Below are 13,402 nucleotides of genomic sequence, written 5' to 3' on the forward strand. Positions count from 1 at the left end.
GCCTACAACCTCACCGTCGACGGCATCCACACGTACTATGTCATCGCTGGTGGTTCGCCTGTGTTGGTTCACAATCTTTGCATCGAGGAGGATGCGTACCGCATCGAACAGCACGTGATTCCACGCCACATGCCTGGCGGTAACCTGAGTGCTGGCAAGTCGATATTTGGCCAAGGAGAAGATCTGCTCGCGCTGGCTCAAAGGACAACGACTGCCATCGGTCGACGTCAGGCAGACACAGGCCGGATCGAGTATGTCATCGATGCAGGCAGGGTCATTGGAAAAGACGTGTATGGCGTCGACACCAGTATCTATACGGTGATTCGTACCGGCGGACGCGAGACGTACGAGGATGACTTCCTCGAGTTCGGAGATCTTGCAACCATGCATCCAGGGGCGCCGTAGGGAACCGGAAAGACAGAAGTTGACTGGGTAGAGAGAGTAGATGGCTGTGGTGTTCTTGGTTAGAGTCGTTGAGGAGAATGGGCTGATCGTGGAGGAGGTAGTTGCCGACAAGAATTTCAACCCCGTGCGGTCTGGATTCCGGTCGATTGATTTTCCGATAATGGGCACATTGGATCCCTATGGTGACACGTCATTGAATTATCTTCAGTGTGAGCTGCTGGAAAATGAGATTCAGAAGGCAGCGCCATGCTTGAAGTCCGCGAGTGTCGCTGACGCGTTCGTTGTGGAGTTGTTAAGGCTCTGCAAGGTTAGCCGCGCCAAGCCGCAAAGGAGTCTAGTGTTCATCGGCGACTGACCTCCCGATGCTGGTGACCCAGTATCCTGCGTGGTTGACGGGTCTCCCTGCCTAGCGGTTCTGGGGTTCGCGGGGTACGCGATTTGGAAGGGAACGCCGTGGGAATAGCGCAGGGGATGACTGACGTGATGTCGGCGGCGGACGAGGCGACCCCGGCTGAAGTCGGCGCGTGGGATTCGGGTGGAGTTGGACTATTTGCTGCCGGGTGGCTCTGCCGAGGTGGGGGCCGCAGGTGGTGGGCTGGGAAGGCGAGCAACGAGTCATCGTGTACGACGGGCTGGTCCGTCAGCAGAAGTTCGCCCCTGCAGGCACGGTGCTGTTCACGCGGAATCAGACCAATGACGCGTTAGACCGGGGTGACGTCGTAGCCGGAGAAGGTCGGCGCAGCGGCGTCGGTCAGCACCCACTACACCTTCCTCTGCCTGGCTGACCAGTTCGCCATCGAGGAGGAGCGAGCGAGACGGCACCGGGGCCTTGAAGGTATCCATGTCCTACGGCGACGGTGCAAACGGCGAAATCTCTGCCTGGTCGGCTCCCCGGGCCGACGGCACGAGTCGGGGAAGTCGTTCTACGGCGTGAACCCGCACGGCGACGTCGAAACCCTGACCGACGCGACCATTGGCCAGACCACGTCGACGTACCGCTACATCGCCTACGGCCAGGCCGACAAAACCGGCATCACCGGCGACGACGCGATCATGGACGACCCGGCTGCTGACGCCGACATCGTCAACCCCTACCGGTTCAACAGCAAGCGTTTCGACGGCGCCACCGGCACCTACGACATGGGCTTTCGCGAATACAACCCAGGCCTCAACCGGTTCCTCAGTCGCGACATGTACAACGGCGCGTTGAAGGACCTGGCGCTGGGATTCGACCCGTGCAACGCCAACCGCTACGTGTTCGCCGGCGGCAACCCCATCAGCCGCATCGAACTCACCGGCCACTACGCCATCGAGGAAGGCGACGACCGGTTCGCACCCCACGAGACGCCTACTATCACGGCGCCAGGCACTACCGGCTCGACCGGTGGCAGCACGACCCCGGTTCCAATGACGTTGGTCGAGAGATCAATGAGTCCCTCGGCCTGCCAGCGGGCGTGAGCCAAGAGCAGCAGGCCATCCGGATGTCGCGCAGATGGGCGTCAACCCAGCCATCGCTGGGCTCAGGCTCGCAGCGGAAGAGTTCGACAAGACTGGTCTGCCCGAATACCTGGAACTCCTCGCCGAACTCACTGGCGGGAAGGATCTCGGGGACTGCGCCGCGAACTTCGGGCTGACGCCATGTGCGTGGACAGCCGCGTCGCTGACACCCCTCAAGGTCGGCAAGCTTGGAAGGCTTTCAGACAACGCCGCCGACGCCTGCCGAGTGGGGAACAGCTTCACCGGCGACACGCTCGTCCTCATGGCTGATGGCACCAAAAGGCCGATCAAAGACATCGAACTCGGCGACATGGTCATGGCAGCCGACCCGCTCTCCGGGGAGCGCGGGCCACGCAAGGTCGTGGACCTGATCCGCCACTCCGGACCGCACACGATGGTTGCCGTCCGGCTCGCGAACGGGACGACGATCGACGCCACCGACCGCCACCCCTTCTGGGTCGCCAACCGGGGCGCATGGATCGACGCGATTGACCTCACTGCCGGCGACATCCTGGTCAGCGCCGACGGTCGTCGTATCGCGGTCGCGAGCGTAGGCATCAGCGAGCAGGACCTGACCGCCTACAATCTCACCGTCGACGATCTCCACACGTACTATGTGCTGGCGGGTCAGACTCCAGTGCTCGTGCACAACAACAGATGCATAAACTGAGCCTCCAATAGCGTGAAAACGTGGGGCCATACATTCACGACTCATGGTGCCGGGGCGAAGAACACGAAGGCTATGACCGATCGCGCTCGTAGCACTGGGAATCAGCAAGGTCAGTGGCTGGACAATGACGCCGCTGCAGAATTCTTGAAGGGACTCCATGTCGAAGGAGCCAGGCCCAGGTCGGTGCGCATTCCGGACGGGTTGGGGCAGGTAATTATGCCGGACGGGAGTATCATCCAAGCGCGGGCAGCTACCATCGTCCCGAGTCCAAATGGACTGTACAGGACGGGATTCCCGATCATTGGCCCGAACTAGGAGGCTGGAGAGATGAGCTTCTCCGTGTCGTTCGATCCAGCCGTGCCGTCAGGCACTCTAGCCTCTGCTTCAGCCGGCCTAGAGCCGGGGGACGATTTCGAGACCCTCGTCATGGAGGCGTGTAGCGCCCTCTCTGATGCTGGAGGCAGCACATTCCACATTGGCGGCTTCGGGAGTGAAGAGTGGCCGCTCGATGTCGCGTATGACTTGTCTGCCTTCATGGAGCAGTTCCCGCCGCTTCTGGCGGGTGTGCGCGAACGTCGCGAAGTCGAGGTGGACCTTTACTCGCAGGGCATCGAGAGGACCTTGATCTTCCGACCAATCGGGGATCTCGTGATGATTCACTGCGAGTCGCGGACCAATTGGGTTCCAAGGCCAGAGCGCGAGACCATTACGCAGAGTGAGCTAGTTGCGATGCTCTCGAAATTGGCCGAAGACTTCGCCGGAGGTTTGAAGATGATCAATTCAGAACTGTCGAAGGTTGCACCGTTCAAACGCTGGCTGGAGGGTGACGTATAGCCTCGCTGCTCGAACCCGCAACCCTCGCGTTGGATAGCAGCAGCTAACTTGAAGCTCCGTCAGGTGCGTCTTGGCGGGGGATTTTGCGGTAGGTGGGACAGTAGTTGGCGGCAACGTCAGTCCTGAGTTTTAGTGCCCCGGCGCCTTGATCAGTGGGAGCCGGTCGAGGAGGTCGCAGGCATCGGTGGTGATCTTCGGTGCCTGCGGTGAGGATGTGCACGCTGACCTCGATCTGCACGGTCCTGAGCGGACGGAGGGTGTTGCGAGCGTCTTGATCGAGATGCTGGTGATGTCTTGGAGGTGACGGCTGATCACGAGTTGGAGGAAGTTGACGGATGGGCGACTTGACAGCGGCCTTTGATGCGCTCCGGAGCGTCGTGACCTCGTGCGGGCTCGAATTCGAGTTGGAGCAGGTCGACCCCAATGACACCACTGAGCCAACTCGGGACATGGGGTTGCCACGGGACTTCACAGCCGCCTACGCCGCTGCCGGCCAAGCACCGAACAGTTCGATCCCATGGGTCGTCGAGGAACTGTTCATCTTCTCGGTCGTGGACCTTGCCGCAGCACAGGACGGCTACCGATGGAGCGGTCCGGAGCGTCGCCAGCTCCCAGGATGGTCCGGCGACTGGGTCGTCATTGCCGCGGTGTTCGGGGATCCCTTCTTCGTGGACATAAGTCAGTCCGGTTTTCCGGTGTACTTTGCGCGACATGGCGCCGGCGAGTGGAAGCCACATCGGGTCGCGCAGACCATGGCCGCGTTCATTTCGGCGTTGGCGAGTTTCGAGGCCGTCCTATTGCGCGAATTCAGTGGCGACGTTTGGGATGACGGCGGGTTACGATCCGATTTTCACCGGCGCCTTGCCGAAGCCATGGCCGAGAAACTTGATCCAGTCGATCTAGAGAATTTCATGAGGACGCTCCTCGAATGACCATTCCGGTTCCCGAGGTTGTGACGAGCGGTGGAGCTTTCGACCGGCTCGGTACTCGGCCTTCACTCGGTGATCCCATCTTCCGCGTTTGCCAGATCGGTTTCGATACGCTGATCGAGATCCAACTGGAGGCGGAGGACCGGGGCTGGGCGACTCGGTGGACCTCCGTGGACGCGCTCCGCACCAGGTCAAGGAAGACTTCGCCATCCTCCAGTCTCTGATGCGCGAGGAGCGAGGAGGGGCTTTGCGTGCCTACCGATGTCTCATGCTCTTCTCGACCGTGGAGGTCGGGGGTGCTGGCGGAATTGTCACCATCGACGTTGATCCGGCGAGGTTCGAATCGCTGGAGCGGCTCGATCGGGACCCGGACATACGGATGGCGCTCGCCCGGATGTTCTCCCTTGCGCTAGGCGGGATCTCGATGGTCTCGAAGAAGTAGCGGGTCTGCCAAACGCCGGCATTCGGTGGGTCGAGTGTGGTGCAGTCAATAGGTCCGGCACGTGGGTGCATGCTGTCGCACCGGCAGTGAAGGTGATTGGCGTGTGTATTGCAGCGAGCGAGGCAATCGCAATGCTGATCGTGTCTTCGCGAGTGAAGACATGCGTCTGAGGAGTTGTTGAAGGAGGTGAGATGACCGTCGCAGACGTGGTCATTGGGGCGGTGGACTGGTCGAGGTATCAACTGCTCGACGGCCCTGCGTCGCGATTCGGCCGGCAGTTGGCCGAGTTCGTTGCTGAGAGCCCGGTGGACGGGAGGCGCGACCTGTGGGAGACCATGGAGAACCACGTCTTCGCGCAGGACGACATATTCAGCGCGGCTGAACCCACCATCTCAGTGCTGTTGGCATCTCTGCTCGATGAACGTCCCCAACATGTGCGTATCGCCATCCTGGACCTGCTCTTCCATTTGGTGCGGGCCACCAGCTACCGAGATGACGACCTAGGCAGACGATGCCTTGAGAAGGCCGCACCCGGAGGGTGGTTGCTCGTACGTGAGGGCCTCACGGGTCCCGGTGTCGTGACCGAGGCGTGTCTGGATGTCCTGGACATCGCCTCCCCGGAATGCGCGCAATTCGTGCGGACGTGGATGCGCTCGTAGTACCGCTGGCGAGAAACAGCCGGACAGGCGGGTGTCAGCGGGTGGCGGTGGCTAGGAGGTATTGGGCGGGGAGATGGACTTCGCCGGTGGGGGTGGTCCAGTTGGTGGCGATCAGGCTGAGCATGCGGGAGCGGACGTCGGGGAGTACGCCGGCCTGTTCGAGGAGGGGGAGGGTGGCGACGCCGAGGGGGTGAGCGGCGATTCGGGTGGACCAGTAATCCTCGGCGGAGGCGGTGGTGATCGTCAGGTCCTTGGTGGCGGTGGAGAGCTGGAAGCCGTGTGGTTCCAGCAGGGTGGAGAGCACCTTGGGGTCGTGCCAGTCGATGCGGCCCTCCATCGGACCGCCGCCGGTCACCTCCTTGACCGCGTTCGCCAGGATCCCGATGAGTTCGTCGAAGACACCGGGGAGCCAAGCGGTGAGAAGGATGCGGCCGTTCGGGGCCGCGACGCGGGCCAGGTCGGCGATGGCGGCCTTGGCGTCGGGGGCGAAGATGACGGCGAAGTTCGAGAGCAGTACGTCGGCCGAGCCGTCGGGCAACGGGATCGACGCAGCGGTGCCGTCCACCACCGTGAGGTCGCGGGAAGCCGCACCGATCACCTCGCGGAGGCGGGCGGCCGGCTCGATCGCAGTCACGCGGGCGCCCAGGCCAGCGGCCAGGAGGGCAACGTTGCCGGTACCGGCGCCGACGTCGACTACGTGCTCACCTGGCTGGATCCGGACCGCCTCGACCAGTTCGCGCGCCGCCGGCAGCAGATCCGCAGCGGTCGATTCATATCGGCCCTGGCCCCAGTCGAGCTGATTCATGGGCCCAACCGTAGGCGGCTTTCGGACAGGGGCGGGAATCCGACGGGTTGGTGGATTGACCCGGAAGTTATGGAGCGTCTCTACTAAATGGACCCAACCGCCCCGGGAGGTCCGCCATGCGTTCACGGTGTCTCGCTGTCGTCCTTGGTCTGCTCTTGCTGCTGATTGGTGGGACACAGACTGCGCAGGCGGCGAACGTGCTGACCAACCCAGGCTTCGAGACCGGGTCGCTGAGTGGCTGGACCTGCTCTGGAGGTTCTGTTGTCAGCAGTCCGGTTCGCAGTGGTGGCTATGCGCTCAACGGGGCTGTGTCGAGTTCTGACTACGCACAGTGCAGTCAGACCGTGGCGGTGCAGCCCAGTACGGCGTACACCTTGTCGGGCTGGGTGCGTGGGTCCTACGTCTACCTGGGTGTCACGGGTGGCTCGTCCACGTGGACGCCGTCTGCCACGAGCTACACGCAGTTGAGTGTGTCCTTCACGACGGGTGCGAGTCAGACGTCGGTGCAGGTGTATGTGCATGGCTGGTACGGCCAACCGGCGTACCAGGCGGATGACATCAGTCTTGACGGTCCTGGCGGCAATCCGTCCGGGCCCGGTGTTCCCGGTACGCCGTCAGTCGCCGGTACGACGAACAGCAGCATCTCGCTGAGTTGGGGCGCATCCACTGGCACAGTGACCGGCTACCGCGTTTACGAAGGCTCCAGCGTCGTACAGACCGTCACTGGTACTTCCGCGACCATCAGTGGGCTCGGGGCGTGCACCAGTCACACCTACTCGGTGGCGGCGTACAACAGCACTGGTGAGTCGGCCAAGTCCACAGCTACAACGGGTACGACCGGTGGCTGCACCAGCACGGGGTTGCCGAAGCATGCGCTGATCGGATACCTCCACGCCAGCTTCGCCAACGGGTCCGGGTACGTGCGGATGGCCGACGTACCGGCCGAGTGGAACATCATCAACCTGGCGTTCGGTGAGCCGACGTCGGTGACGTCAGGCGACATCAGGTTCAATCGGTGTCCGGTCGCCGAGTGCCCGAACGTGGAGAGCGAGGCCGAGTTCATCAGCGCGATCCGGGCCAAGCAGGCGGCCGGGAAGAAGGTGCTGATCTCGATCGGCGGCGCCAACGGACAGGTGCAGCTCACCACCGCCGCGGCGCGCGACGCGTTCGTCAACTCGGTCAGCGCGATCATCGACCGCTACGGCCTCGACGGACTGGACATCGACTTCGAAGGGCACTCGCTGTACCTCAACGCGGGCGACACCGACTTCCGCAACCCGACCACGCCCGTGATCGTCAATCTGATCGCGGCGCTGAAGACGCTCAAGGCGAAGTACGGCGCGAATTTCGTGCTGACGATGGCGCCGGAGACGTTCTTCGTGCAGGTCGGGTACCAGTTCTACGGCGGCGCGGGCGGTGGCGACAACCGGACCGGGTCCTACCTGCCGGTGATCCACGCACTGCGCGACGCACTGACCGTGCTGCACGTCCAGGACTACAACTCCGGTCCCGTGATGGGGCTCGACAACCAGTACCACAACATGGGCGGCGCGGACTTCCACATCGCGATGACCGACATGATCAAGGCCGGATTCCCGGTCGCGAGCACCGGCCAGACCTTCCCCGGACTGCGGGAGGACCAGATCGCCTTCGGACTGCCGGCGGCGGTCAGCGCGGGCAACGGCTACACCGCCCCGGCAGCCGTTCACCAAGCGCTCGACTGCCTGGTGAAGGGCCAGAACTGCGGTGGCTACAGCCTCCGCGGTGGGGCGTCGCCGGCGTTCCGCGGGCTGATGACGTGGTCGATCAACTGGGATCGGTACTACGGCTGGGAGTTCAAGAACAGCCACGCGCCGTACCTCGCGGCCCTGCCCTGAGGTTTCCCGCAGGTGCGTACTGCGGGAAACCTCAGCGAAAGTGTGTGGAAAATACCCTTCACGAAACCTGGTCCGGCGCTGGTAAGAAGGAGGCATGACAGCGTCAACGACCCGCCCGGTGATCCTCACCGTGGACGACGACCCCGGTGTTTCCCGGTCGATCGCCCGTGACCTCCGCCGCCGCTACGCCGAGGAGAACCGCATCGTCCGGGCGGAAAACGGCCCGCAGGCGCTCGAAGCGCTGCGCGAGCTCAAGCTGCGCGGCGAGCCGGTCGCGCTGCTGCTGGCCGACTACCGGATGCCCCAGATGTCCGGAATCGAGTTCCTCGAGGCCGCGATGGACCTGTTCCCGCTGGCCCGCCGCGTCCTGCTCACCGCGTACGCCGACACCGACGCGGCGATCCAGGCCATCAACGTGGTCGACCTCGACCACTACCTGCTGAAACCGTGGAACCCACCGGAAGAGAAGCTCTACCCGGTGGTCGACGCGATGCTCGACCTGTGGAAGTCGACCCCGGAGCCGTCCACCGACGAGACCCGGGTGATCGGCCACCGCTGGTCCGCTCCGTCCTTCGCCGCCCGCGACTTCCTCGCCCGCAATGCGGTGCCGTACCGCTGGCTCGGTGTCGACGAGGACGAAAGCAAACGTCTGCTGGAGGCAGCAGGCGTGGACGGTGCGACCCTTCCGGTCGTGATCACGTCTGACGGCACCGTCATGGTGGCGCCGAGCGAGGCCGAGTTGGCCGACAAGGTCGGGCTGTCAACCGCGCCGGCCAAGGAGTTCTACGACCTGGTCGTCGTCGGCGGCGGCCCGGCCGGGCTCGGCGCGGCTGTGTACGGCGCCAGCGAAGGGCTGCGGACCGTCCTGGTCGAGCAGTTGGCGACGGGCGGTCAGGCAGGGCAGTCGAGCCGGATCGAGAACTACCTAGGCTTCCCGGACGGTGTCTCCGGCGCTCAGCTGACCGATCGGGCCCGTCGGCAGGCGGTGCGGTTCGGCGCCGAGCTGTTGACCGCGCGTCAAGTGGTCGGTCTGGAGACGCTCGGGTCCGCGCGGCGGCTGCTGTTCTCGGACGGCAGCGAGATCTCGTCGCACTCGGTGATCCTGGCGACCGGCGTGTCGTACCGGACCCTGGACGCCCCCGGTGTCGACGACCTGTGCGGCCGCGGCATCTACTACGGCTCGGCGACGACCGAGGGGCCGAGTTGCGCCGGCCAGGAGGTCTACATCATCGGCGGGGCGAACTCCGCCGGCCAGGCCGCGGTGTATTTCTCCAGGCACGCCAAACGCGTGCATATGCTGGTCAGAGGACCATCGCTGACGGCGACGATGTCGACGTACCTGATCAATCAGATCGACGAGATCGACAACATCGAGGTCCACACCTGTACGCAGGTGGTCTCCTGCAAGGGCTCGGACCACCTCGAACGGGCGATCCTGCACAACAGTGTGACCGGAGAGAGCCGGGAGGTGGACACGGAATGGATGTTCGTGTTCATCGGTGCTGCGCCACGGACGGACTGGTTGCCGGGTGAGCTGCTCCGCGACGAGCGCGGGTTCGTGCTCACCGGTCCGGACCTGCGTGGCAGGCCGCCGGGCTGGACGCTGGAGCGGGAGCCGTACCACCTGGAGACGAGCATGCCGGGCGTGTTCGCCGCCGGGGATGTTCGGGCCGAGTCGGTGAAGCGGGTCGCCTCCGCGGTCGGCGACGGAGCGATGGCCGTGACACTGGTGCACCGATACCTGGAGATGCTCTGATGACTGTCGAAACCGAGGAACCGCGACGGCTGACTCCCGACGAGCTGCGCACGCTCTTCCTGTTCGAGTCGCTGACCGCTGAGCAACTGCAGTGGCTCTCCGATGCCGGGTACGTCGAATCGGTGCAGGACGGGATCGTCTATGCCGAAGGCGAACCGGCCACCTGCTGCTACATCTTGCTGTCCGGTGAACTCCGGCTCTGCAAGCTGTTGCACGGCGAAGAGGTGGAGATCAACCGGACGGGGCAGCGCGGGGTGTATTCCGGTGCCTTCTCGGCGTTCTTCGGAGCCGATGACCGGAGGAAGAACTACACCGCGACGATGCGGGTGACCGAGCCGTCGGAGTTCTTCGTCATCGACGCCGCGACGATGGCGACGATGATGCACACCTGGTTCCCGATGGCGGTGCACCTGATCGAGGGCTTCGTGGCTGGGGCGCGCCGGACCAACGAGACCGTGGGGGAGCGGGAGCGGTTGCTTGCCCTTGGCTCTTTGTCGGCGGGCCTCACGCACGAGCTCAACAACCCGGCTGCCGCGGCGGTCCGGGCGGCGGCGACCTTGCGGCAACGGGTCGCGGGGATGCGCGCGAAGCTGGCGATGCTTGCCGACGGCACCTTGGATGCCACCAAGCTGCACAAGATCGTGGAGCTGCAGGAAGCGGCGGTCGAGCGGCTGGAGAAGTCCAAGGCGAAAGAGCTGTCGCCGATGGAGCTCTCCGACGCGGAGGACTCGTTGACCGACTGGCTCGACGACCACGACGTCCAGGCGAGCTGGGATGTTGCGCCGGTGCTGGCTGCGGCCGGTCTGGACGTGCCGTGGATGGAGGACGTGCTGACCGCCGTCGGGCCGACGTACCTCGAGGGTGCGGTTCGGTGGCTGATGTACACGATCGACACCGAGTCGCTGATGAACGAGATCGACGACTCCGTCACCCGGATCTCGACGCTGGTGGGTGCCGCGAAACAGTACTCCCAGATCGACAGGGCGCCGTACCAGATCGTCGACCTGCGCGAGCTGCTCAAGTCCACGCTGGTGATGATGTCGGGCAAGCTGCAAGGGCTGGAGGTGGTGAAGGACTTCGATCCGGATCTGCCGCCGATCCCGGCGTACGCGGCCGAGCTCAACCAGGTGTGGACCAACATCGTCGACAACGCGGTCAGCGCGATGGGCGGATCGGGCACGTTGACGATCCGGACCAAGAAGGACGGCGCCTACGCGGTCGTCGAGATCGGCGACACCGGACCGGGCATCCCACCGGAGATCCGCCCTCGCATCTTCGAACCCTTCTTCACCACCAAACCCATCGGCGAAGGCACCGGCCTGGGCCTCGACATCTCCTGGCGCATCGTGGTCAAGAAGCACCACGGCGACCTCCGCGTCGAATCAAGCCCCGGCGACACCCGCTTCAAGATCGTCCTCCCCCTCGACCCCGACAAAGAACTGGAATCCGAAGCCGACCTCCTCAGCTAATCCGTCCCACCAGGCGCGCCGGCGCCCGCTGTCCGCGATGGTGCCCGGTGCTGCTGGGGGCTGCTGCACGCGGACGCGCCCGACTTCCAGTCGGTCCGCCCGCCGGGCTGGGGCCAGCGCCCGGCTCCCCACGATCGCTGGGCGGCTCAACGCGGATGCGCACGACCGGTCCGGCTTCGGACGTAATCCGATCGTGGCTTCCACTCCCACGTCCGCCGTACCCGCTCGCTTGTCGATGTTCGTGGACGAGTCGGCGGTGGACGCATGAAGCCGTGTCACACCTCCTCGTTGGGATCCGTCAACAGGACGTACCCGAAACTCGAGGAGGAGATCATGCAGACGTCTCAGTTGCCGGCAGAGCAGGACACGGTTGTCGCCGCGGGAGTCGCGCGGATTCACACGTACACCGTTGATCCGGCCGACCTGCGCGAGTTCATCAAGCGCCGCGCCACGGTGATCGACACGATCCGCGCGGCTCACCCCGGTCTGACCTCGACCCGGCTCGTACGCGGGGAAGACGGCACCTACACAGACACCTGGTGCTGGGACTCCTTCCAGTCGATGGCCGCCGCCTTCCCGATGGCCCAATCCCCCGAGGCCGCCGCCGCATGGTCCCTGACCGCCAACGCCTCAGCCACCAACGCCGAGATCATCGACGCCCACTGACCGTCACCCCAACCACAGCCTCCCCGGCGCCCCTGCGCCCCGGCAATCCTGTAGTGCGGCGGTGCGGGGGTAACTCTTCGTGCGGTGGGCGTGGAGCTGCTCGGTGGTGTTGTGCGGTGGTGCCAGCCGATGGTGCGGTGTGCGGGGCGGACCCGTCATGGGTGCCCTGGCGGTGGTGCGCTCGTGCGGGCCTAACGCGCGAGTGCGGTGCGCGCCTGACCGGTGATGCGGGGTAAACCGTGGTGCGGGTGGGTGTGGAGCTGGCCGGTGGTGTCGGCCGGTGGTGCGGTGGTGCGGGCTAACCCGTGGTTCGGGGGTGCGGACGGTGCCGTATGCCGCCCAGAATCCACTCGGGCGATCGCTTAGGGGGTGGGTTGGGTGGCTTCTTGGGTGGTTATTGCTGATCGGGTGGCGGTGGTGAAGGTCCAGAAGAGGGGGAGGGTGGTGTGTTTGCGGTCGGCTCTGGTGTTGGTGCCGAACATGGCTTGGCGGAGTGGGGTGGTGAGTTCGAGTTGGGCGCCGGCGGCCAGGAGGGTGCGGTTGGCGATGTTGGCGGGTTCGTCGCCGTTGAGGTCGGGGACCGAGTTGGCGTCGATGGCTTGGAGGCCGGCGGCGGACAGCTTGGTGAGGAGGCGGGACTTGAGGGCCGTGTTACGGCCGCCGACGAGGACGGCCTGGGTGCCGGCGGGGAGGTCGGCTTGTTCGGGTTTGCAGCCGTGGAGGCCGATGGCGTTGAGTGAGCCGGCGGCGACGGCGCGGGCGACGGTGTCGTCGCAGTTCGTGGAGGTGACGTGTAGCCGGGTGTTGCCGGTGGACAGCAGGCCCTCGAACATCCAGTAGTCGTGGAACGGCCCGTTCGCCGAGGTGGGTGCGAGATCGGCCGGGTGGTAGCCGGCGATTGCCAGGCACAGTTCCGACGTACCGGTCTCGATGCCGCCTCCGTGTGGTGCCAGGATCGCCGTGCGCTGTATGGGGTACCGCTCGGTGAGGTGGTCGTCGAACCACGGGTGCCTGCGGTACCGGCGCGCGTAGTCGACACCTTCCGTCAAGGACGGGTCGGCGTACAGCGCGGTGTTCGACGGGTACTCGTCGGCTGTGACAGTGGCGGAGGCCTCCAGCACTTGTGAGCCGACGGCTGACGCAACCGCCATGCCGAGAAAGGTCCGGCGCGTACTCCGCATCCCAGCTCCCTCCAGCCGATCCTCCACTCTGGCCCAGCCGCAGGTCACCGGACACTCAGAGGCGTGTCGGGGGACCTAACGACAGGAGGTGTTGCCCGAGGGCGGGCGGTTTCACGCTCGGCGCCTCGGCGCTTGCCTGGTCGGAGGGGAGTACCTCCTGTCGTTAGGTCCGCGGGCGGCCGAGCGCGCGGAGCTCGAATGCCTGGGCAACG

Annotated in this window: 14 protein-coding genes; 12 read left to right on the forward strand and 2 right to left on the reverse strand. The window is 64.8% G+C overall.

The features are described from left to right. Window positions 1-60: 60 nt before the first annotated feature. From V9K99_RS34940 to V9K99_RS34975, 8 genes are all read left to right on the forward strand, one after another. Entirely contained in the window at window positions 61-405 is a 345-nt protein-coding gene (locus V9K99_RS34940; RefSeq protein WP_337009543.1) for a hypothetical protein, read from the forward strand. Between the two features lie 40 nt (window positions 406-445). Next, window positions 446-760: a hypothetical protein gene (locus V9K99_RS34945; protein WP_337009544.1), complete on the forward strand. Its 315-nt coding sequence runs from the start codon at window positions 446-448 to the stop codon at window positions 758-760. Window positions 761-1,335: 575 nt separating this feature from the next. Further along, window positions 1,336-1,863 (forward strand): RHS repeat-associated core domain-containing protein, encoded by a 528-nt coding sequence (locus V9K99_RS34950; RefSeq protein ID WP_337009545.1) that lies wholly within the window; start codon window positions 1,336-1,338, stop codon window positions 1,861-1,863. Window positions 1,864-1,897: 34 nt separating this feature from the next. Further along, complete coding sequence (locus tag V9K99_RS34955) at window positions 1,898-2,572, forward strand: Hint domain-containing protein (RefSeq protein WP_337009546.1); 675 nt, start codon at window positions 1,898-1,900, stop codon at window positions 2,570-2,572. 327 nt (window positions 2,573-2,899) lie between these two features. Beyond that, window positions 2,900-3,406, forward strand: a complete 507-nt coding sequence (locus tag V9K99_RS34960; protein WP_337009547.1) for a hypothetical protein — start codon at window positions 2,900-2,902, stop codon at window positions 3,404-3,406. A 335-nt stretch (window positions 3,407-3,741) separates the two neighbouring features. Next, a complete protein-coding gene (locus V9K99_RS34965; protein ID WP_337009548.1) occupies window positions 3,742-4,338 on the forward strand; it encodes a hypothetical protein in 597 nt (198 codons plus the stop codon). Between the two features lie 265 nt (window positions 4,339-4,603). Beyond that, the gene (locus V9K99_RS34970; protein WP_337009549.1) at window positions 4,604-4,777 is read left to right on the forward strand and encodes a hypothetical protein; all 174 of its coding nucleotides are present in this window, start codon (window positions 4,604-4,606) and stop codon (window positions 4,775-4,777) included. A 191-nt stretch (window positions 4,778-4,968) separates the two neighbouring features. Further along, window positions 4,969-5,436, forward strand: a complete 468-nt coding sequence (locus V9K99_RS34975; protein ID WP_337009551.1) for a hypothetical protein — start codon at window positions 4,969-4,971, stop codon at window positions 5,434-5,436. Between the two features lie 34 nt (window positions 5,437-5,470). Here V9K99_RS34975 and V9K99_RS34980 read toward each other — a convergent pair whose 3' ends face one another. Further along, window positions 5,471-6,241 carry a class I SAM-dependent methyltransferase gene (locus V9K99_RS34980; RefSeq protein ID WP_337009553.1) on the reverse strand — a complete coding sequence of 257 codons (771 nt, stop codon included), beginning with the start codon at window positions 6,239-6,241 and terminating at the stop codon, window positions 5,471-5,473. Window positions 6,242-6,357: 116 nt separating this feature from the next. Here V9K99_RS34980 and V9K99_RS34985 point away from each other — a divergent pair, with 116 nt between their 5' ends. The 4 genes from V9K99_RS34985 (at window position 6,358) to V9K99_RS35000 (ending at window position 12,009) form a co-directional block, all read left to right on the forward strand. Further along, window positions 6,358-8,118 carry a chitinase gene (locus tag V9K99_RS34985; RefSeq protein ID WP_337009554.1) on the forward strand — a complete coding sequence of 587 codons (1,761 nt, stop codon included), beginning with the start codon at window positions 6,358-6,360 and terminating at the stop codon, window positions 8,116-8,118. A gap of 94 nt (window positions 8,119-8,212) precedes the next feature. Continuing rightward, window positions 8,213-9,874, forward strand: coding sequence for an FAD-dependent oxidoreductase (locus tag V9K99_RS34990; RefSeq protein WP_337009556.1), 1,662 nt, complete (start codon window positions 8,213-8,215; stop codon window positions 9,872-9,874). Next, on the forward strand, window positions 9,874-11,343 hold the full coding sequence (locus V9K99_RS34995; protein ID WP_337009558.1) for an ATP-binding protein: 1,470 nt from the start codon (window positions 9,874-9,876) through the stop codon (window positions 11,341-11,343). The genes V9K99_RS34990 and V9K99_RS34995 overlap by 1 nt, the downstream gene beginning before the upstream one ends. Before the next feature lie 333 nt (window positions 11,344-11,676). Beyond that, entirely contained in the window at window positions 11,677-12,009 is a 333-nt protein-coding gene (locus V9K99_RS35000) for a hypothetical protein (protein WP_337009560.1), read from the forward strand. A gap of 362 nt (window positions 12,010-12,371) precedes the next feature. On the opposite strand, the gene V9K99_RS35005 is transcribed toward V9K99_RS35000, so the two are convergent. Then, window positions 12,372-13,190 carry a poly-gamma-glutamate hydrolase family protein gene (locus tag V9K99_RS35005; RefSeq protein ID WP_337009562.1) on the reverse strand — a complete coding sequence of 273 codons (819 nt, stop codon included), beginning with the start codon at window positions 13,188-13,190 and terminating at the stop codon, window positions 12,372-12,374. Window positions 13,191-13,402 lie beyond the last annotated feature (212 nt).

The sequence above is a fragment of the Kribbella sp. CCNWLW201 genome (assembly GCF_037203805.1).
GTDB lineage: Bacteria > Actinomycetota > Actinomycetes > Propionibacteriales > Kribbellaceae > Kribbella.